The following is a 20,243-nucleotide window of genomic DNA, read 5'->3' as shown; positions in this document are numbered from 1 at the left end:
ATGTTAGCTCGTAATACCCTATCTATTCTCATACCATCTTGTATATTGCGAGGTCACAATATGACGATACCTTCGAAGTACATAAGTAGATGCAACAACTTTTATACTATATCACCTGTCCAAATAATTGTAAACGCTTATTTTTAAAACGAAATTATATGTCATATAAATTGACTCAATAATTAAATTCAGAGTAAGTAAAGCATCATTGAACGCGTTTAAATTTTATTTTTAATTATAATGAGTTAAATTTATTGACATAAATATGTATAACGTGTAATTATTATTAACAAAATATTAAAAATACGTAACTTTTCTATCCCTTTTATGATTGCTGTGCACTACTCTGTACCTTATCCAGTTACCAGTCGGATCTGAAATAACTTAAACTGCTGCAATGTTCGTCGTTGAGCAAGATTCATCTATATAGAGAGCATGATTACATTTACGGAGGCTGATGAAAGATGAACAGTAGCCAGAAATTACTTGCGTACGTGCAGCTGCTGGATGCCAAACTGCCGACAGCTAGCTTCACTCATGCGCATAATCTGGAGCATCATGTGCAGCAGGGACAGATTCGCAATGTAGACGATTTGGAAACGTACATTACCAGTGTATTGAAACCGCATTTGTTTCAGTGGGAGGCGCCTGCTATTCATAGCGTATACGCCGCCGCAGCCAAACAGGATATATGGCAGATTGCTCTAGTAGACAAAATGGTTATTCAACAGATCATCCTGCCCGAAGATATGGATGAAGCAAGAAAAACAGGTAAGCGCTTACTAAAATTAGCGCGTAATCTATACCCTTGGATGGAATTCACCATGCTGGAGCAAGCGATTACGCAATACCATGCAGTATTATCGCTCACCGTACTGCATGCCTGGATTAATGTACAATTGGGAATCGATCGCGAACAAGCCGTCGGATGTTACTTTTATACCCTGCTCTCCTGCTGTATGAGCCGGGCTGCGGCACCGCTACAATTAAGTATCCGCGATGCCAGTCTGCTAACAGATCGATTGGCTCAAACTATGGAAAACGATTGGAATACACATTGGCGAACGACTATACAATCCCACATCACCTCTGATTCTCCACTACACAATGCTCAAACTACTTAACAGGATTGCCAAAAAGGCTGATTCTTCACCCTACTTGCTGGTGAACGAAATCAGCCTTTTTTCTGTTATCTGCTCCGGTCTGCGGTTTGCGGTGATCCAACAATTATTGCTCTTGCTGTCTGGCTTTGCGGTATACGGTAAATTCGATATATTCTTTGATGAAATCTTTTTCCTTATCTGCCAGCACTTCTTCCTGGCAATTCAATTGCCCCATAAGTTCAAAAAAATACGGGCTATTTTGCTCGTTAACCGTTTCGGCATAACGCTCTTTGCCCGTCAAAAGCCAGTCCAAACTGACATCAAAATAAGCGGCAATCTCGATCAGTTTATGTGTACCCGGTGTGGATTTACCTCTTTTCCAATCACCGAAGTTACCTGTACTAATCTTCAATTGCTCGCAGAATGACTTTTTGGTAATACCCTTATTTTTGATGAGTAATTCGATGCGTTCATAAATAGATTGCGACTGCATATCATTTCCACTCCCCGACCATGTCATCTAAATCTTTTAACAACACTTTTATAAGTATTTTAATGTTGATAAAAAGCGTATTTAAGTATATAATTGGTCTAACGACATTTTTTTACTTCTTTTCCTGAAACATTATACCATATGCACATGGACAGGGAACCGGTACCGGTCCATGCATAACAGAAACAGCATCACTTGTTACAAACAAAGGGGTGATATTTGTTGAACCGCAAGCAGCCTGTTACCTCTTTTGGCTGGGCTATCAAACAGAGACTGACAGAGTTACAAATGGATCAAAAGACGTTTTGTGAGTGTTACGGGATTCCTCCATCGCGTTTGTCCAACCTGATCAATGGAACGCGCAAAGCGACAAAATACCGCAAACAAGTCGCCGAACTGCTGGACATTCCCGAGAATTTTAGATAAGCGGCACATGGCATACATAAACAAAGCAAGAACAATATGATGATGTGAAGATAGCAACCAGAGCACCCTGGATATGTATCGATGTTCCGCTTAAACAAAATACAATTATGATTACTAATATAGTATGGTTTGTCACGGAATTCAACATCGTTATGTGCAAGATCGCCTTATTTATTCATTTTATTCCATTTTATGCTATAGATGCAAATAAAAAGACCCTGTTTTTCAACAGGGTCTTTTTTGGTACATTCTGAATGCGGTCGAGAGGACTCGAACCTCCACGGGTATACACCCACTACCCCCTCAAGATAGCGTGTCTGCCATTCCACCACGACCGCATGGCATAATATAAATGTGAGCCATGAAGGACTCGAACCTTCGACACCCTGATTAAAAGTCAGGTGCTCTACCAACTGAGCTAATGGCTCTCAATAATGTAATAAGGGATGACCCGTAGGGGATTCGAACCCCTGTTACCTCCGTGAAAGGGAGGTGTCTTAACCCCTTGACCAACGGGCCTTATTTTCTCAGCAACAAAAATGATTATATCAAGTACAGAGTCACATTGCAAGCATTTTTTTATAGAATGGTTTAAAACTGATTTAAGATTAATTGTATATTATTTTGCTGATCGTTTGCCTTATTTATCCTTCATTTACATCCTTCCACTTGTTATTAAACTTACATTTACTTATAATAACTTATATACACTTAATGATGATACTTATCACGCATTGCATCTAAAGGAGACTGTGGATTATGTATCAGGAAGAACGCATGCTTCATATTCTGGATTATCTGAGTGCACATCGGCGGATTACGATTGAGGATATTTGCCGATTGTTTCAGGTATCTCGGGATACGGCTCGTCGTGATCTCGTACGATTAGAAGAACAAAACTCCATTATTCGTACCCGCGGCGGCGCCCTCCTCTCTACCGGCAAGATTATTATTCCCAGTTACAAAGATCGGTTAAATACCGTTTCGACTGAGAAAAAGCAAATTGGACATCGTGCAGCGCAACTGATCAAAGGCGGCGAACGCATCATCCTCGATTCCTCTACAACGGTACAAGCCTGTGCCGACTTTATCGACGCGCCTGGGTGTACCGTCATTACCAATTCCATCAATCAAGCAGATGTGCTATCCGACAAGCAGGACATTTCCGTTCATTTGCTTGGTGGGCAACTGCAATCGCAGCATCGTTACGTTTACGGATCGGCTGCGGTTGAGACGTTATCGCATTATTTTGCCGAACGCGCGTTTATCGGAGTGGGCAGTATTTCTGCCAAAGGACTCACTTCGCTGACGGTAGAAGAAGGACGAATCAAGCATAAAATGATGCAGCAGGCAGAGATGGTCGTCGTGCTAGCGGATCATTCCAAATTCGGACGCGAGCTTTTTTATAAATTTGCCGATTTGTCCGAAGTCGATCTGATCATTACCGACCGTTCGCCCGATCCTGCTATTCAAGAATTGCTGGATAAATATGAAGTCGAACTATGGGTCGCTGATCCATTATTTACAAAGGAGCTGACAATATGAATATCAAATTAATCGCTATCGATCTGGATGGAACATTATTAAGCGGTCACAGCTATATTAATGAAGTGAACAAAGCTGCCATTCTCGCTGCTCAGCAAGAAGGCATTATCGTGAGTATTGCAACTGGACGTGAACACAACAATGTACGTAACTTCCTTGATGCTGCTGAACTGGTGACACCGGTTATCTCTTCGAACGGTTCGGTTATCCATAATGAGCATCGCGAGCATCTGTTCTCACTGCCATTGGAGCGTCAACAGGCTGAGGAAGTGCTACAATGGCTGGAGAGCAATGACTATTACTATCAGGCGCATACGAGTCGTGGTATCTATACGATCGGTAGTGGTCATCAGCTGCTCGCAGTTGAAGTTGATCGTCTGCTGAGTACTAACCCGGACCCGACCTATTTGCAAATGCTAGAAGCAATGCAGTCGATGGGCGCTCGTTTGAAAATGACTCGTGTTGATACGTACCAAGATATTCCGCAAGACGCAGAGTTTTACAACATCCTCTCGCTCTCTATAGATCCTGCCAAACTGGAAGTTGGACGTCAGCACTTTGCTAATCGCGACGATATGACGATGGTCGTATCCGGTAATTTCAACTTTGAGCTAGAACATAAAAATGCTTCCAAAGGCACAGCGCTTCAACATCTAGCGGAGCATTACAATATTCCGTTGGAACAGACTATGGCAATCGGTGACAACTTCAACGATGTATCCATGATCCAACTCGCCGGGCTTGGCGTGGCGATGGGCAATGCCGAACCAGAAGTACAAGCGATTGCGGATGAAGTGACACGCACTAATGAAGAAGACGGTGTGGCGCATGCCATTTACAAAGCGCTTGGATTGAATGTTCCATTGTCTTGAACGAAAACGGTGTAAGTAATATCAATATAAACTAATCAACAACAGCCCCTTGATCTGTGTACTGCTCTATACAGATCAAGGGGCTGTTGACTTACAATTCTAATTCATATTCTTGCTTATGTAGTTAACGGCTGCTTGCGGAAATTTATGTGTTCATTCCTTGATGTATCGATGGTCTATATTCAAGCATACAAATGAACAAAAAAAGAGCCGACATCGTCGACTCTTCTACTGCTTATGTATGCTGCTAATATTGCTACATGAATCGTAAAATTCATATGGCGGAGAGAGAGGGATTCGAACCCTCGCACCGCTTACGCAGTCTAACCCCTTAGCAGAGGGTCCCCTTATAGCCACTTGGGTATCTCTCCAAGAAATGGCTCCCCGAACAGGACTCGAACCTGTGACAACTCGATTAACAGTCGAGTGCTCTACCAACTGAGCTATCAGGGAACGTTGATCAATACAAAAAATAGATTACCATGTTTCCCGTGGCAAGTCAAGCGACTCTAATGTAAGTTTCCCACCACACTTGCCACAGCGATATCGTGTCGGGTCCATTCGGCGTTTACGCAAGTATTGGGTCTGGCAGTCGCGGCACAGCAATCGATAGCGGTACATCTCTTTACGCTTGCCGCCCATCATCTCCGGCGGGATCTGACAATAGCGTCCGCCGCCGACACGCTGCAACCAGTATTTGAATTCCGGGTCTTTATGCTGATAACCACGTCCTGTAATATGCAGATGATAATGGCACAGCTCATGCTTGATAATCTTCTCTACTTCCTCGCGTCCAAATGCCTGTAATTGGTGCGGGTTGATCTCGATATTGTGGCTACGCAGAAAATAGCGCCCACCTGTCGTACGGAGCCGTCCGTTGAATACAGCATGATGCAGAAATGGTCGGTCAAAATGCTCAAGAGATAGTTGCTCTACCCATGCCTGTAGCTCTTCGTTAGTCATGAAACCCGCTCTGCTCCTTTGATATGATTGTTCCGAATGTACGATGATTTGTATTCGCAATGCGCTCCTTTCAGAAAAGCAAAGCAAATCGTTATCTTCTCTTGAATTTTAACTTTGTTATGCATTACACTTCAAGTACAAACTGTAGTTTGGCACTGTTTTATTGTAACGATAGGCTGTCATCATCGGCAGCAATTTCATACAGGGGAGAATTACGAATGACTACATCTCGTATGCGTTATGTTATTTTACAGCAGGATCAACAACTCGAATATGTGGAGATGCCTGCCGATTATGCGTATCAATTGAGTGCGCTGAATCTTCGTTTACATAAGGAAATCAGCAAACTGACAGCGACCAATGTACCTGCTCTACCACGCGCGGTAGCGGAATGCAGTCAGCTCGAATTGTTGCAGGACGAAGCGAGCATTGTTGGCGGATTGGATTATATCAATGCGCTGGAGCAATCGTTTGCTTCGTTGCAGGAAAAAGAGTATCCGCTGATCTCGCTACTAACGGAAATCCGCGCGCTTCAGGCGCAATTGGAACAGTGGTATGAGGAATGGGAAGAACAGCAGGTGTAATACTGCAATTTGACAACTAAATGGTTTACCTGCTGACAATAATGTATGTGTATGTGTATGTGTATGTGTATGTGTATGTGTATGTGTATGTGTATGTGTATGTGTATGTGTATGTGCAAATTGTAGACATGCGTTACAGTAGCGCAACAAAAAGGCTGCATTCTTTCATGAGATTGTTCATGAAGAGATGCAGCCTTTTATATTTGCCGATTGGATATCTTAGATGAAATCAACAATACCCATAACATAGGGTACGGGGCACGATTTATGGTGTTGTTCGCGCTTCGGTTACTTGACATACTCTTGGCGCTCGAAACAATCTTACTACGTACGCTGTACTTATACGTTTATGGTTGTTATTGTCCTGAAGCTTGCCCGGCAGACGATTTGCGCATGGTCAGACCGACTCTGCCTTTTTTCAGATCAACATTCAGTACCCAGACCGTTACGTTATCTCCGACCGAAACAACGTCCATCGGGTGTTTGACAAATCCTTCGCTCAGCTGCGAGATGTGCACTAGACCGTCATTTTTGATACCAATATCGACAAAGGCACCAAAGTCGATCACGTTGCGTACCGTCCCTTGCAGCTCCATACCCGGTGTCAGATCTTCGATCTTCAGCACGTCGGTACGGAAAATCGGCAATGGTAGCTCGTCACGCGGGTCACGACCTGGACGTTGCAGACTGTCCAGAATATCGCGCAGCGTTGGTACACCGATGTCCAGTGCAGCGGCAGTTTGCTCCGCGTCCACACTCGCAAGTGCAGATACAGCTTCACTGCTGCCCAGTTGCTCTGGCTGGATATTCAGTGATTGTAGCAGCTTCAGTGTAGCATCGTATGTTTCCGGGTGAATGCCGGTATAATCAAGCGGATTGTCGCCGCCTTTGATACGCAGGAAACCGACGCACTGCTGCAATGTTTTGGCACCAAGACGCGGTACTTTTTGCAATTGCTTGCGACTGGTGAAGCGGCCGTTCTCTTCGCGGTATTTCACGATGTTTTTGGCAATCGTCGCGTTCACCCCTGCCACATAAGACAAGAGCGATGGCGACGCTGTATTCACATCGACACCGACATGGTTTACTGCGGATTCAACCACGCCTTTGAGCGAGTTTTCCAGATTTTTTTGCGATACGTCATGCTGATATTGACCGACGCCGATCGCTTTTGGATCGATTTTGACCAGTTCAGCGAGCGGGTCTTGCACACGACGGGCGATTGAAGCCGCACTGCGTTGTGCCACATCCAGATCTGGGAACTCTTCTTGCGCCAGCTTGGATGCAGAATATACACTTGCTCCGGCTTCACTGACGATCAGGTAAGCCAGCTTGCGCTCGTTGATCTCCTGAATAAGCTCAGCGACGAACTGCTCTGTTTCACGGGAAGCAGTACCATTGCCGATGACAATCAATTCTACCTCGTACTGATCAATCATTCGGCGGAAAATATCTGCTGCTTCACGCTTTTTGTTCACTGGTGGTGTTGGATAGGTCACTGCTACTTCCAGCAGTTTGCCGGTTTCGTCGACAGCAGCGAGTTTGCAACCGGTACGGAATGCTGGATCGACGCCGAGTACGCGCGTTTCTTTGATCGGTGCTTGCAGCAGCAAGTTACGCAGATTGCCAGCAAAGATCGAGATCGCTTGCTCATCGCCTTTTTCAGTCAATTCAGTACGTACTTCGCGCTCAATCGAAGGTGCGATCAGACGTTTGTACGCATCTTCGACTACATGTCCAAGCAGCTGTTGCACAGCAGAGGGTCCCTTGACGATCCGCTTTTCGATATAGCGGTGAATAGATTCCGGCGCTACTTCCAGCTGTACCTTCAGCACATTTTCGCGTTCTCCGCGATTGATTGCCAGAATACGATGCGGTGGCATTTTTTTCGCCAGCTCGCGATAGCTGTAATACATCTCGTATACGGATTCTTCATCCGCATTGCGCGCTTCGGTTACGAGCAGTCCATGATCCATCGTGTAGCGACGCACCCATGTACGAATAGCAGCATCGTCAGAGATGTTTTCCGCGATAATATCCATAGCTCCCTGTAACGCCTGTGAAGCGTCTTTTACGCCTTTGTCAGCATCAATATAGTCAGCAGCCTTCACCAATGCTTCTGGCGCCTTGGGCTGGCTCATGATCCATTCTGCAAGCGGGTCCAGACCTTTCTCACGGGCAACACTAGCGCGCGTTTTGCGCTTTTGTCGATACGGACGATACAGATCTTCTACTTCCTGCAATTTGGCAGCGTTCTGAATGCTAGCAGCCAGCTCTTCTGTCAGCTTGCCTTGCTCGCTAATAATACGCAGTACTTCTTCCTTGCGCTCCTGCAAATTACGCAAATATTGATGACGTTCTTCAATATCGCGCAGTTGATTTTCATCCAATTCGCCAGTCATTTCCTTACGGTAACGGGCGATAAACGGAATCGTATTGCCTTCCGACAGCAGATCGATGGTTGTACGAATTTGTTTTTGCGAAATGTGCAGCTCGTCGGCAATCTGCCGGACAATCCGTTCACGAACCTGCTGCTCACTGACTTTCGCCTGTGCTTCACTAATTACGTTTTGTTCAGACAATCTGATCCCTCTTTCCACTCTCCGATCATGCGGAGAACCAAGTGTTCAATAGATATATTATCTCAAAAGTTGAGCATGATCTCAAACCATACCTTATCTTCCTGTTACCCTGCATGGGAAGACGCAAAAAACCCGGTGCATCCACCGGGTCTAATTGCTCGCCATAAGCCTTTAGAAATCTATCAGGCCCAGACTGATCTGGAGAGAATCATGCACTCTACGCATGGTCTCCTCATCCAGATGTGTGATTTTGTCAGTCAAACGCTGCTTATCAATGGTACGAATCTGCTCTAGTAAAATGACGGAATCCCGGTCAAACCCATGGGACTTCGCGTCGATCTCCACGTGCGTCGGCAATTTGGCTTTTTGAATCTGCGCCGTAATCGCCGCCACAATGACCGTCGGACTGAAGCGATTACCGATATCATTCTGGATTACCAGAACCGGTCTCACGCCACCCTGCTCAGAACCGACGACGGGCGATAAATCTGCAAAAAATACATCGCCACGCTTTACGATCAATGTCTACACCCCGCTAACTAAGCGGTCCAGAGTGATGTCCGCTTCTTCCTCCGCATAGAATGCTTCACAAGCGATTCTCAGATTGATCTTGGCCATTTCCATATACCCACGCTGCATCGATTCACGGACAATCCGTTTCTTGCGCTCCGTCAGATACACTTTCGTTGCCTTTCTGATAACCTCATTGCGGTCGGAATTATCCAAAGCTGCGATCCCATCGACTTCCTGCAAAAGCTGATCCGGTAAATGGATCGTAATCCCTTGCACGTTCTGCATGTTGTCCAACTGTCCAGCACCCCCAAAACCTTTTCAGCTATACCCCTTAGCTGTGTAACGGCATTTTCATAATGCGAATCCAAGTTTATGGTCTGACCATAGGCACAGTGCATATGGCTACTTTGCTGCCATCATTATAAACCACAATGAAGGCGCTCGTACAGACTTTTCATCACATTATGTAAGATTCGCGCTGAAATTTCCGTTTCCTTCCATTAGACGAAAAATATTTTCTATCCTAGAAGGGGGTTACAGCGACTAACGGGTATACCATCGCGGTAATACAGGCGTGGTATTCTGGAAGCAATCATGCAGACGACTTCGTAATTGATGGTTCCGAGCCAAGAAGCAAGCACATCAGCGTGAATGAATTCATCCTGCTGACGGCCGATTAAGACAACCTCATCGCCGATTTGGATTTCTTTTGCTTCATCAGCAAAAGATTTGAGTGATACCATACACTGATCCATACAAATGGTGCCAACGACTGGAACACGGCGTCCGCGGATCAGCACTTCGGCTTTTCCGCTCATTAAGCGTGAATATCCGTCGGCATAACCGATTGGGAGTGTAGCGATGACTTCCGGCTCGTCGGTAAAATAGCGAGTGCCATAGCTGATACCCGCACCGGTCGGCAGTGTCTTCACATACGATATTCCCGTTTTAAGTGTCATGACCGGGGCTAATTCTATCGCCTGCTGGTTCACTTCGGTCGAAGGATACAGCCCATACAATGCAATTCCGAGCCGAATCATCTGTGGAGATAATTCAGGCATGTCCATCGCGGCAGCACTGTTCCCCGTATGTATTACAGGGATAGTATAACCCATGTTCCGCAATTCCCGGTCCACTCGTTGAAAATTTTCGTATTGCATCAGTGTATAATCTTTGTTGTGCTCATCTGCTCTAGCAAAATGGGTAAACATGCCTTCGACTTCCAACGTCTGCACCTGAAATGCTTTTGCGATAAAAGCAGGCGCTTCATCTGGAAACAGTCCCAGTCGTCCCATTCCACTGTCAATTTTGATATGAGCTTTGAGCTTGCGTCCGGAAGGTTCCACAGACAGTCCGGCAATCGCTTCTAGCACGTCTTCCGTAAATACATTTAATGTAACGTCATACTCATAAGCGACCGCCACCGCTTCTGGCCCGGTATACCCAAGCACGAGAATGGGCAGGTTGATGCCATGCTGACGCAGCTCAATCGCTTCATCCAGAAACGCAACGCTTAAATAATCTGCCCCAAGTCGTTCCAGCTCTCTGGATACTTCGACAGCTCCATGCCCATAGGCACTCGCTTTGACGCAAAGCATCAATAAAGTCGTATCCGGTAAAGCTTGACGGAACGCCTCGTAGTTGATACGCAACGCATCCAGATTAATTTCGGCTCTTGTTGGTCGATATTGCTGTTGCACTTACAGTCACCTTCTATCCGTTTTTGCCCATCCGGGCAATATCACTATGTTAATGCGGAAGTCGGATACCTGTCAATTGCATCAGAGCCTACAACAAAAGCTTAACCGTTATTGGTACTACATTTCAAATTCCACCTAGAAAAGGCGAACAGCCGTCCAGCAGATGTCTGTGCGGTTTCGCCTTGTTTGTAGTATTTACCCGCTTCTTTCAGAATAGAAGCGGGTATTTTGCAATTTAGGAAATTTACATTAAAGTGCTAAAGTATCCTGAAATCATTTGTAAGCGACCATGGTACCGCAATATTCACATTCGCGGCTCTGCTGCGGTGCCAGCGTTTGAGCAGAATTGATTTTATGATTGATCTATCATCTATCATGTCAAAAATAGTCTTTTCATCTATATGTCGGCTATATAACTGAAAATTGTAACCACCACAGCAAAAAAGAGCCTGTACAGGCTCTTTGATGACGTACCTATGGAAGTCGCGCCAATATAATCGGCGCTCCTACCTTTACTTTCAGGATACTGCTTGGCAGTTTTTACCGCCTTTATTTTTTTCGCGTTCTTTTGCTTGGCAGGCAGAGCATACACCTTGAAAATCAAGCCGATGATCGGTAACGGTAAAGCCGTATTCACGCTCTACTCGTTTTTCCAGCGCCAGCAGCCAGTCATCCATAATCTCTTCCACATTCCCGCAGCGTGTGCAGATCAGATGATGGTGTAAATGAGGGCTATTGGCTGCACGCAGATCGAAACGAGCGGCACCGTCGCCAAAATTGACCTTCTGTACGATTTGCAGTTCATTAAGCAAATCGAGTACCCGGTAGACGGTGGCCATACCAATCTCCGGGAATCTCTCCTTTACGAGTAAAAAGACTTCTTCTGCGCTCAAATGGTCTTTTTGGTGTTCCAGCAATACCCGGATTGTCGTCTCGCGCTGTGGCGTCAGTTTATAACCTTTGGATTTCAAACGTTCCTTAATCCGGTCGATCTGTTCCGTCAGCATCATCATGTTATTCACACCTTCCGGTTTATTTTGCACAGTCCGTCCAATGATTGATTGTGTATTCACCATATTCGTCATTTCATTGTTTCTATTTACGATAGGTCATTGTACCGGCAAGTAAACTACCATTCTGACGTATCGGTCATGTCTGACAATTATACTATAAATGAAGATGGGCATCTGTATATTCACGCACAGGGCGTAAGGCTGTGTTTATTCTAAGTGTTCATGATCAGATTTATACTTAGAATAATTATAAGTCTATAATACCCAAAGTATCATCTGTTTGTAAATAGGCATATGGAACGTTGCCATATGATTTCTCTTATTTAAAGAAGAAAAATAATCGTTCTCCTGCAAAAGTTTCGTTTTTAAGACGTCATTTTTTTAATACAGATGCAAGGAATTCACTTTACAAATCGTGGTTTACACTATTCATTCTTCTTCCATATTATCGTACAGACGTTACAAGCAATTCCGGCTATGTTTAATTCATCCTTCCATACAATGGTCGTCCCTTCAAAAAACTCCCAATTACTCTCCTCTTCCCGGCATCTAACATGCTATCCTTTACATTTCACTTTTAGTTAATATAAATGTTAATAATTAATATTATTATTGACTGATAAATGATTGTGTGATACATTCGGAATGTAAAAACTGTATATCCCTAACAAGCCTTGATCTTCAGTCATCCAGTATTGCATGAGGTTAAATGAAAGGATGAACGACATGTCGCAATCCAGTATCAAAGCCAACATGATTATTGACAAATCTTTTCGCATTGCCGAAGTGGACAAACGGATTTATGGCTCGTTTATTGAACATCTCGGTCGCGCTGTATATGGGGGCATTTATGATCCTTCCCATCCGCAGGCAGACGAGCATGGCTACCGTGACGATGTAAAACAAATGATCCGCGAGCTTCAGGTGCCGATCATTCGTTATCCGGGTGGCAATTTTGTATCCGGTTACAAATGGGAGGATGGCGTCGGACCGGTAGAATCGCGTCCGAAACGTATGGAACTCGCATGGAGAACGATAGAACCAAATGAAGTCGGAACGAATGAATTTGCCAGATGGGCAAAAGAGATCGGCTCTGACGTTATGATGGCAGTCAATCTCGGAACACGCGGTATTGATGCAGCTCGCAACCTGCTCGAATATTGCAATCATCCCGGCGGTACATATTACAGCGATCTGCGCAAGCAGCACGGTTACTCCGATCCACATAACATCAAAACATGGTGTCTGGGCAATGAAATGGACGGTCCTTGGCAAATCGGACATAAAAACGCAGAAGATTACGGCAAACTCGCACTGGAAACAGCCAAAGCGATGCGCCAAGTTGATTCTTCTATCGAACTTGTCGCCTGCGGCAGTTCCAACACCGGTATGGCAACATTCCCACAATGGGAAGCGACTACACTGGATTACACGTATGATGAAGTCGATTACATCTCCTTGCACCAATATTATGGCAATCAGGACAATGATCCTGCCAACTATTTGGCACGCTCGGTCGATATGGATCATTTCATTCATACTGTTATCTCGACCTGCGACTATATCAAAGCGAAAAAGCGCAGCAAAAAAACGATGTATCTGAGCTTTGATGAATGGAATGTCTGGTATCACTCCAACGAAGCGGATAGCAAAATGGACCCTTGGAGCATTGCACCACCGCAGCTGGAAGACATTTATAACTTTGAAGATGCGCTGTTGGTTGGCAGTATGCTGCTTACTTTCCTCCGTCGTGCGGATCGTGTCAAAATGGCATGTCTCGCCCAGCTGGTCAACGTCATCGCACCGATTATGACCGAAACTGGCGGACGTTCGTGGAGACAGACGATTTTCTATCCTTATATGCATGCTTCCGTTTATGGACGCGGTGTATCGCTCAAACCGGTAATCAATTCTCCGGCATACGATGCCAAAGATTATACGGATGTGCCTTACTTAGACAGCGCGGTTGTGCATGATGAAGAGAACGATTATCTGACGATCTTTGCTGTCAATCGTCATCTGACCGATGCGCTTGATGTCACGATTGATGTATGTTCCTTTGAAGGCTATACGGTTGAAGAATATCTCGTACTAGAAAATGATGATCTGAAAGCGGTCAATACGGCTGACGAAGAAAAAGTCAAACCGCATAACCGTGGTCAATCTACATTGGACGATGGTATCCTAACAGCCCGTCTGCCAAAAGCATCGTGGAATGTGATTCGTTTGCGTAAAGCCTAATCCTTTCAGATCAGTTATGTATGCGTTATCATTATCTTTTTTTCCTGATCTTGCTTATTTAGATTGATTTATCCTATTGCAATGAATGATCTATCGTACGGAATGATTCACCAATTATGAGGAGGTCGTTTTATGTTTCGCAAAAAAAGTGCTTTTATCATTCTGGCCTCACTGCTGCTGTTCTCACTAGCACTAGCTGGTTGTGGCGGCACCAGAGGAAGCTCCGATCCGAATCAGCTCACCTTTATGTTCCGCGGCGGACCAGATGAGCAAAAAGCGTATACCGCTGTCGTTGAGCAATTCAAAAAGGATAACCCTGGTGTAAGCGTGAAAGTCATTCAAACAAACCCCGATCAGTACGCTGCCAAGCTGCAAGCTGCGATCACAGGTAACAGCATTCCGGACGTATTTTTCTACAATCCAGCTGATCTGAAAGCTTATGTGAACAACAATATTCTGCTTGATATTACACAGTATATCGAGAACAAAGACAATGTGGATCTTGCTAACATGTGGCCAGACGGCGTAAACATGTACCGTTATGATGGCACCGAAGTCGGCAAAGGCGCGATCTATGGTCTGCCAAAAGATCTGGGTCCCTTCGCACTCGGCTACAACAAAACGATGTTCGAAGCTGCGGGAATCCCGATACCTGACAAAGACAAACCGTATACATGGGATCAGTTTATCAAAGTCAACCAACAGCTGACTAAGGATACTGATGGCGACGGCAAACTCGATCAATTCGGTACTGGTCTGAACGCACAATGGACATTGCAACCATTCGTATGGAGCAACGGTGCAGACTGGTTGGATAACACACATACGAAAGTAACAATCGACGATCCAAAATTCGTTGAAGCATTGCAATTCTTCGCTGATATGCAAAACAAATACAAAATCACACCAGCGATTGAACAAGCCCAAACACTCGATACGTACCAACGTTGGATGAGAGGCGAACTTGCCTTCTTCCCGGTAGCACCTTGGGATCTGAGCACATTCAAACGTGAATTGAAATTCGACTATGACATTATTCCATTCCCTGCCGGTTCCACTGGCAAAACCGCTTCATGGGTAGGAAGTCTCGGTATCGGCGTTTCTAACAAAACGACCAAGCCTGAGCTGGCTGCCAAATTGGTAACGTACCTGTCCGCTTCACCAGAAGGACAAAAATCACTCGTCGATTCAGGCGTACAAATTCCGAACTTGCAAGACATGGCAAAAGAATGGGCATCCAACACATCCGAGCCGCCTGCAAACAAAGAAGAATACCTGCAAATCGTCAACGAGTACGGCAGACCACTGCCAGGACAGTACACGTACAACGCAGAATGGTATGACCTGTTCTTTACCGACTTGCAACCTGTACTGGACGGCAAAGTAACTGCTGCCGATTACGTGAAACAAGAACAACCAAAAATGCAGGCATTGCTGGATCAAGCAGTTGCCGCAGAAACCAAAGCCAAAGAAGCTAAGGCAAAAGCAAGCAAGTAATAATTTCCATCGGTCATGCCGTGCGTGCGCAGCTTCCATCATGCAGGCATGACCGTCTTTTCCTTTCCGTCATTTGAAGTGACACATCATCCGCAACTATGTTGTGCAAGGAGTGCACATGACGTTAGTTTTCGGCAAAACGGGTTATGACAACATACTTAGAGCAAGGCGGAAAGCTAACCTCATTTGTATTCCGCTACGGTGACTCATGAGGAAATAATATTTCAGAATAGTAGAGGTGAAATTGATGAAAGCGACTTCTGATCTGTTTCAGGAAGGCAGCAAAACTCGTGTGATGAAAAAAGGCTCCAGTTTATACCGCAAAGAAAAAATTTACGGCTATCTGTTTATCCTCCCGCCTGTCATTGGTTTCTTGCTGTTCACGCTGTATCCGGCACTATATTCAATTTATGGTTCGTTTACCGACTGGAACGGATTGGGTCAGATGAACTTTATCGGTCTGGACAACTATAAAGTATTGTTTACCGACAACTTCTTCTATACATCCATGTACAATACATTTTTCCTGATGATCGGAATTCCGATCGGGCTGCTGCTCTCTCTGCTGCTTGCACTTGGTTTAAATCGCAAAATTCCGGGGACAACGGCTTTCCGCGTGATTTATTATGTACCAGTTATCTCTTCACTCGCTGCTATCTCCATCCTGTGGCAATGGGCTTACAACGGTGACTACGGTCTGGTCAATCAATTCCTTGAGCTGTTCGGCATCAAAGGCCCTAACTGGCTTGCCAACACATCGACCGTAAAACCAGCGATTATCCTGATGACGATCTGGAAAGGTCTTGGTTACTCCATGCTGCTGTATTTGGCAGCACTGCAAAGTGTATCGCGTTCGTACTATGAAGCTGCCGAACTGGATGGTGCTAGCGGATTCAGTATGTTCCGTCATATCACCTGGCCTATGGTACGTCCGGTTACGTTCTTCCTCGTCGTGACTAACATCATCGGCGGATCGCAAATCTTTACTGAAATCAACATCATGACACCAACCGGTGGACCAGAATACTCCTCCGCAACGGTCGTATTCTATATCTGGCAAAAAGCATTTGAAAATCTGCAAATGGGCTACGCTTCCGCAATGGCGGTTGTACTCGGACTGTTTATTTTCATCGTTACGCTAGTACAGTTCAAAATGAACGAAAGCTCTTCCTTTGATGTGGATTGATTGGAAGTGTATAGATACAAGGCTACTGGCATAAACAACACAAGCATGGATTGAGAAGGAGTGTGTACACATGGTATACAGCAAACAGCATAAAATAACCAATGTTATCATCTTTATCGCGTTATGCCTCGGTGCCGTCTTTATGATTTTGCCGCTGCTCTGGATGATCTCCACCTCGCTCAAGGATCGCGAAGCCGTCTTCGCCCTGCCGCCACAGTGGATCCCGGAAACATTCAATTTTGTTAAATACGCGGAAATCTGGACAGCTGGTCCATTGATGAACGGGATTATCAATAGTCTGATCGTTGCTGTCAGTGTGACCGTGGTCGGTACGCTGACATCCAGTCTGGCGGCGTTCTCGTTTGCCAAACTACGTTTTCCTTACAAAAATCACATCTTCCTGATGCTGCTGTCCGCGATGATGATTCCATATCCGGCAGTTATGATCTCGCAGTTTATTATGTTCTCGCAATGGACCTGGGTAGATACGCTACTGCCACTGATCGTACCGGGATTGTTCGGGAATATCATCATGATCTTCTTCCTACGTCAATATTTGTACAGCATTCCCAATGCGATCATTGAAGCCGCCAAAATTGACGGCACGTCTTACTTTGGTATCTATGCACGCATTATCGTACCGCTGATCAAACCAGCGATTGCTGCCCAATTGATCCTCTGGTTTATGGGAATCTGGAATGATTATTTGCCGCCGATTCTGTATTTGAACTCGCCGGAAATTCAAACATTGCAGCTCGTTATCGCTAACTTTAACGCCAGCTATGCGATTCAAAGTGACTATCCGCTGATCATGGCGGCATCTGTTGTATCGTTGCTGCCGATTCTGATCATCTTCCTGATCTTCCAGCGTCAAATTATCGAATCGGTTGCGATTTCTGGAGTGAAAGGATGAGTATTTTGTTTCCTTCTGCTCCACCATCATACAAGCTGTATGATCAATCGATTCTGGATGATGAGTCCCGTTGGAACATTAATAACGCCCATGATCCGGGCATTTTAAAAACGAAAGACGGATATTATATTTATTCGACCGATGTGCGAGTTGGCGGTGAATTAACACCGGGCGTGATGGTACGTCGCTCTCAGGATCTGATTCACTGGGAATGGGTTGGTTATGCGCTGCCGGGTATTCCAGAAATCGCCGCTGAATGGGCACAATCTGTGAATCTATGGGCGCCAGATGTCGTGCAGGTCGGCGATCTGTATCGGATGTATTACTCGGCTTCTACGTTTGGCAGTACTCGCTCTATGATCGGATTGATGGAAAGTGATTCACCGGAAGGTCCGTGGATCGACCGTGGTTCTGTCATTCGCACAGAGCCGGGTGATGGTCCCAATGCGATCGACGCTCAAGTGTTGCGCGATGCTGATGGTCAGCAATGGATGGTATACGGCTCGTTCTTCGGCGGCATTCATATTTTGCCGCTGGATGAACAGACGGGTAAGCCGTCTGTAGAGGGATTCGGTACGCTGCTGGCACGACGTGACAAACAAACGGTGGATGGTGCGGTTGAAGGACCGTATATTGTGTATCATCCAGAGTTTAAGCAGTATTATTTGTTTGTATCGTATGACTCGTTGTTCAAGGATTACAATGTACGCGTGGCACGGGCTGACAATATTGACGGGCCTTATATCGATCAGCATGGGCGAGTGATGAGTGATCTGGATTATCGCCCGCAGCACGATATTGGACGCAAAATCGTTGGTGGCTATCGCTTTAGCGAAGGCGAAGGCTGGATTGCACCGGGGCATAACTCCGTGCTGTGCGATGGAGATGATTATTACATCGTGCATCACGCACGCGGTGAACAGGACAAAAGCTGGCCGTATCTGCATATCCGAAAAATGCTGTGGACAGAAGACGGTTGGCCTGTCGTTTCCCCAGAGCGATATGCTGGCGAGCAGGAACAGGATTTTGATGCAACAGCCTTGATTGGTCATTGGGAATGGATTACCTTTGACCCGCAGCAATCCGATCTGGCACAAGCTGTTGCTTTTACCCTGAACGGTGATGGAACTGTTTCTGCTGGAAAGCGACATGGTACATGGATTCTCGATGATGCACGTACACTCGTGCTGGAATGGAACAGTGCGCCGGCAGCTGCTCAAGACGGACAAGCAGGCTTTGTACCGGTCGGACATACGATATTGAAGCTATTGCCCTCTTGGGATTGGGAACGAGAATGTACGACCATTACAGGCACCGGATATGACGATATCGGATATGCGGTCTGGGCAAAGCAACAATACAATACCAAATAGATATGCACAAAAGGGGCTGAACGTTCATTCGTTCGCCCCTCTTGCCTTATCTTATCGGCTACTGATTGCGCTCTGTACTGGTGTATACATGATAGAATGTAAGCGCCACCGAATATGCCGATTATGATGGTATTTATGTTGCTTGCGGTTGTGCTATGATGGTTATGGTTGCGGTTGCTCTTCGGCTTGTTGCAGCGATTGACGCACGATTTTGTCGTAATACAGTCGGAATACAATATCCTGATTATAGTTACCAAAGCCGCGTCCAAACAACGTCAATCCACCTACATGCTCCGAAGTCGTCTCAACGGCGATCTTCAGACTCCACTGGCGATCACGCACATTCACTTGATCCAGATTGACCTCGGAGATCTTGATGCCATCCATATAAGTCCCTTCACGGGTCACTTGTAGATGCTTGAGCAGACCGTACTGGTTGACGATATCCGGCCACCATGGCGGATTGTATTTCCCGCGCTTGTCTCCATAATCGCCGGGACTGGTCCATGTACCCAGCTTGACTTCATTCAGATAGAAGGTGATATCCGACGGAAACCGATTATCGGTAAGCGGTGCTTCCGAAGCGATTTCCAGTGAAATAAGTAGCTCCAGCGGATTCTCGGTCGATAATAGGAAATTCGGGATTTTATACTCAATAAATCCTTCGCTGAACCAGAGAATTTTTGCCTGAAACCGTTCCGCATCAAAGAAGTAACGCGTATCGTCTACCTGACCGATAAAATTGTCGGTTGAAGCCAGTCCGCACGTTGGTTCCACTTGAAGATCGGTATAATGCCCGATCGAGATTTCGCTTTCATGATATTGACGCAAATGCTCGACTTTGTTAGGGAAAATAATATTCGCTTCTTCTACCTGTAGCATACACACTTTTTGCACGCCGCCTTTGCCAGGCTGCATATTGGTTGAAATGATTGCCGCTTTTTCCAGCTTTTTGACGTGCATGGATACGATGGCGCTCGTTAATCCTACCGCTTCCGCCAATTCGCGGATATTCATTGGACGTTCGGCAAGCAGTTGAATGATTTTGTGGCGTACACTGCTGGCTAGGGCTTCATACACAGGCAATGATTTTTCTGAAATGTCCAGATTCATACTCAAGCTCCTCCGTTGGCAAGTGTGTAACATTTATATTTATCTTATCACTATATCCTTATGTTAATAAAAACACAAACGTTTCTACTCGAAATTCTCAAATCTTATATTCAACTACCGTTCTGT

Annotated in this window: 18 protein-coding genes and 5 tRNA genes; 10 read left to right on the top strand and 13 right to left on the bottom strand. The window is 45.5% G+C overall.

What is annotated here, in order from left to right; genetic code table 11:
- The first annotated feature begins 464 nt into the window (after positions 1-464).
- Positions 465-1,124: an urease accessory protein UreF gene (locus ACDE64_RS05975; RefSeq protein ID WP_411349331.1), complete on the top strand. Its 660-nt coding sequence runs from the start codon at positions 465-467 to the stop codon at positions 1,122-1,124.
- A 103-nt stretch (positions 1,125-1,227) separates the two neighbouring features.
- On the opposite strand, the gene ACDE64_RS05970 is transcribed toward ACDE64_RS05975, so the two are convergent.
- Positions 1,228-1,596 carry a helix-turn-helix domain-containing protein gene (locus ACDE64_RS05970; protein WP_411345570.1) on the bottom strand — a complete coding sequence of 123 codons (369 nt, stop codon included), beginning with the start codon at positions 1,594-1,596 and terminating at the stop codon, positions 1,228-1,230.
- Between the two features lie 222 nt (positions 1,597-1,818).
- On the opposite strand from ACDE64_RS05970, the gene ACDE64_RS05965 reads away from it, so the two are divergent.
- On the top strand, positions 1,819-2,022 hold the full coding sequence (locus tag ACDE64_RS05965) for a helix-turn-helix domain-containing protein (protein ID WP_411345569.1): 204 nt from the start codon (positions 1,819-1,821) through the stop codon (positions 2,020-2,022).
- Positions 2,023-2,277: 255 nt separating this feature from the next.
- Here the strand turns inward: ACDE64_RS05965 and ACDE64_RS05960 are convergent.
- From ACDE64_RS05960 to ACDE64_RS05950, 3 genes are all read right to left on the bottom strand, one after another.
- A tRNA-Leu gene (locus tag ACDE64_RS05960) sits at positions 2,278-2,360 on the bottom strand.
- Positions 2,361-2,377: 17 nt separating this feature from the next.
- Positions 2,378-2,450: transfer RNA gene (locus ACDE64_RS05955), tRNA-Lys, on the bottom strand.
- A 19-nt stretch (positions 2,451-2,469) separates the two neighbouring features.
- Positions 2,470-2,541 (bottom strand) — tRNA-Glu (locus ACDE64_RS05950).
- A gap of 240 nt (positions 2,542-2,781) precedes the next feature.
- Here ACDE64_RS05950 and ACDE64_RS05945 point away from each other — a divergent pair.
- The gene (locus ACDE64_RS05945) at positions 2,782-3,567 is read left to right on the top strand and encodes a DeoR/GlpR family DNA-binding transcription regulator (protein WP_411345568.1); all 786 of its coding nucleotides are present in this window, start codon (positions 2,782-2,784) and stop codon (positions 3,565-3,567) included.
- A complete protein-coding gene (locus tag ACDE64_RS05940; protein WP_411349330.1) occupies positions 3,564-4,439 on the top strand; it encodes a Cof-type HAD-IIB family hydrolase in 876 nt (291 codons plus the stop codon). Before ACDE64_RS05945 ends, ACDE64_RS05940 begins: the two co-directional genes overlap by 4 nt.
- A 279-nt stretch (positions 4,440-4,718) precedes the next feature.
- Here the strand turns inward: ACDE64_RS05940 and ACDE64_RS05935 are convergent.
- From ACDE64_RS05935 to ACDE64_RS05925, 3 genes are all read right to left on the bottom strand, one after another.
- A tRNA-Ser gene (locus ACDE64_RS05935) sits at positions 4,719-4,810 on the bottom strand.
- A gap of 6 nt (positions 4,811-4,816) precedes the next feature.
- Positions 4,817-4,892 (bottom strand) — tRNA-Asn (locus tag ACDE64_RS05930).
- A 24-nt stretch (positions 4,893-4,916) separates the two neighbouring features.
- Complete coding sequence (locus tag ACDE64_RS05925; RefSeq protein WP_411345566.1) at positions 4,917-5,402, bottom strand: SprT family protein; 486 nt, start codon at positions 5,400-5,402, stop codon at positions 4,917-4,919.
- A 218-nt stretch (positions 5,403-5,620) separates the two neighbouring features.
- Here ACDE64_RS05925 and ACDE64_RS05920 point away from each other — a divergent pair, with 218 nt between their 5' ends.
- Positions 5,621-5,986 (top strand): hydrolase/acyltransferase, encoded by a 366-nt coding sequence (locus ACDE64_RS05920; RefSeq protein ID WP_411345565.1) that lies wholly within the window; start codon positions 5,621-5,623, stop codon positions 5,984-5,986.
- A gap of 356 nt (positions 5,987-6,342) precedes the next feature.
- Here ACDE64_RS05920 and ACDE64_RS05915 read toward each other — a convergent pair whose 3' ends face one another.
- The 5 genes from ACDE64_RS05915 to ACDE64_RS05895 all read right to left on the bottom strand — a co-directional run bounded on the left by ACDE64_RS05915 (position 6,343) and on the right by ACDE64_RS05895 (position 11,785).
- Positions 6,343-8,568, bottom strand: a complete 2,226-nt coding sequence (locus tag ACDE64_RS05915) for a Tex family protein (RefSeq protein WP_411349328.1) — start codon at positions 8,566-8,568, stop codon at positions 6,343-6,345.
- Positions 8,569-8,739: 171 nt separating this feature from the next.
- On the bottom strand, positions 8,740-9,090 hold the full coding sequence (locus tag ACDE64_RS05910; RefSeq protein ID WP_411345563.1) for a type II toxin-antitoxin system PemK/MazF family toxin: 351 nt from the start codon (positions 9,088-9,090) through the stop codon (positions 8,740-8,742).
- Positions 9,091-9,093: 3 nt separating this feature from the next.
- Positions 9,094-9,375, bottom strand: coding sequence for a CopG family ribbon-helix-helix protein (locus ACDE64_RS05905; RefSeq protein WP_411345562.1), 282 nt, complete (start codon positions 9,373-9,375; stop codon positions 9,094-9,096).
- A 224-nt stretch (positions 9,376-9,599) separates the two neighbouring features.
- On the bottom strand, positions 9,600-10,781 hold the full coding sequence (gene alr / locus ACDE64_RS05900; RefSeq protein ID WP_411349327.1) for an alanine racemase: 1,182 nt from the start codon (positions 10,779-10,781) through the stop codon (positions 9,600-9,602).
- Positions 10,782-11,299: 518 nt separating this feature from the next.
- Positions 11,300-11,785 (bottom strand): Fur family transcriptional regulator, encoded by a 486-nt coding sequence (locus tag ACDE64_RS05895; RefSeq protein WP_411346715.1) that lies wholly within the window; start codon positions 11,783-11,785, stop codon positions 11,300-11,302.
- 735 nt (positions 11,786-12,520) lie between these two features.
- On the opposite strand from ACDE64_RS05895, the gene ACDE64_RS05890 reads away from it, so the two are divergent.
- From ACDE64_RS05890 to ACDE64_RS05870, 5 genes are all read left to right on the top strand, one after another.
- A complete protein-coding gene (locus ACDE64_RS05890; protein WP_411349326.1) occupies positions 12,521-14,035 on the top strand; it encodes an alpha-N-arabinofuranosidase in 1,515 nt (504 codons plus the stop codon).
- A 132-nt stretch (positions 14,036-14,167) separates the two neighbouring features.
- Entirely contained in the window at positions 14,168-15,532 is a 1,365-nt protein-coding gene (locus tag ACDE64_RS05885) for an ABC transporter substrate-binding protein (protein ID WP_411349325.1), read from the top strand.
- A 247-nt stretch (positions 15,533-15,779) separates the two neighbouring features.
- On the top strand, positions 15,780-16,718 hold the full coding sequence (locus tag ACDE64_RS05880; RefSeq protein WP_411345555.1) for a carbohydrate ABC transporter permease: 939 nt from the start codon (positions 15,780-15,782) through the stop codon (positions 16,716-16,718).
- A 70-nt stretch (positions 16,719-16,788) separates the two neighbouring features.
- On the top strand, positions 16,789-17,631 hold the full coding sequence (locus tag ACDE64_RS05875) for a carbohydrate ABC transporter permease (protein WP_411349324.1): 843 nt from the start codon (positions 16,789-16,791) through the stop codon (positions 17,629-17,631).
- On the top strand, positions 17,628-19,004 hold the full coding sequence (locus tag ACDE64_RS05870; RefSeq protein ID WP_411349323.1) for an arabinan endo-1,5-alpha-L-arabinosidase: 1,377 nt from the start codon (positions 17,628-17,630) through the stop codon (positions 19,002-19,004). Before ACDE64_RS05875 ends, ACDE64_RS05870 begins: the two co-directional genes overlap by 4 nt.
- Before the next feature lie 162 nt (positions 19,005-19,166).
- Here the strand turns inward: ACDE64_RS05870 and ACDE64_RS05865 are convergent, their stop codons facing one another.
- Positions 19,167-20,117: an ArsR/SmtB family transcription factor gene (locus ACDE64_RS05865; protein WP_411345553.1), complete on the bottom strand. Its 951-nt coding sequence runs from the start codon at positions 20,115-20,117 to the stop codon at positions 19,167-19,169.
- Positions 20,118-20,243: the final 126 nt, after the last annotated feature.

Origin of the sequence: Paenibacillus sp. WLX2291 (assembly GCF_046603665.1) — a bacterium.
Taxonomy (GTDB): Bacteria; Bacillota; Bacilli; order Paenibacillales; family Paenibacillaceae; genus Saccharibacillus.
The sequence above is the reverse complement of the archived record's forward strand: the minus strand, read 5'-3'. Positions and strand labels throughout refer to the sequence as shown.

Coding starts and splice junctions, on each gene's coding strand:
- ACDE64_RS05880 (WP_411345555.1), top strand. CDS start 15,780: ATGAAAGCGACTTCTGATCTGTTTCAGGAAGGCAGCAAAACTCGTGTG.
- ACDE64_RS05870 (WP_411349323.1), top strand. CDS start 17,628: ATGAGTATTTTGTTTCCTTCTGCTCCACCATCATACAAGCTGTATGAT.
- ACDE64_RS05945 (WP_411345568.1), top strand. CDS start 2,782: ATGTATCAGGAAGAACGCATGCTTCATATTCTGGATTATCTGAGTGCA.
- ACDE64_RS05890 (WP_411349326.1), top strand. CDS start 12,521: ATGTCGCAATCCAGTATCAAAGCCAACATGATTATTGACAAATCTTTT.
- ACDE64_RS05925 (WP_411345566.1), bottom strand. CDS start 5,402: ATGACTAACGAAGAGCTACAGGCATGGGTAGAGCAACTATCTCTTGAG.
- ACDE64_RS05920 (WP_411345565.1), top strand. CDS start 5,621: ATGACTACATCTCGTATGCGTTATGTTATTTTACAGCAGGATCAACAA.
- ACDE64_RS05970 (WP_411345570.1), bottom strand. CDS start 1,596: ATGCAGTCGCAATCTATTTATGAACGCATCGAATTACTCATCAAAAAT.
- ACDE64_RS05875 (WP_411349324.1), top strand. CDS start 16,789: ATGGTATACAGCAAACAGCATAAAATAACCAATGTTATCATCTTTATC.
- ACDE64_RS05975 (WP_411349331.1), top strand. CDS start 465: ATGAACAGTAGCCAGAAATTACTTGCGTACGTGCAGCTGCTGGATGCC.
- ACDE64_RS05865 (WP_411345553.1), bottom strand. CDS start 20,117: ATGAATCTGGACATTTCAGAAAAATCATTGCCTGTGTATGAAGCCCTA.
- ACDE64_RS05885 (WP_411349325.1), top strand. CDS start 14,168: ATGTTTCGCAAAAAAAGTGCTTTTATCATTCTGGCCTCACTGCTGCTG.
- ACDE64_RS05940 (WP_411349330.1), top strand. CDS start 3,564: ATGAATATCAAATTAATCGCTATCGATCTGGATGGAACATTATTAAGC.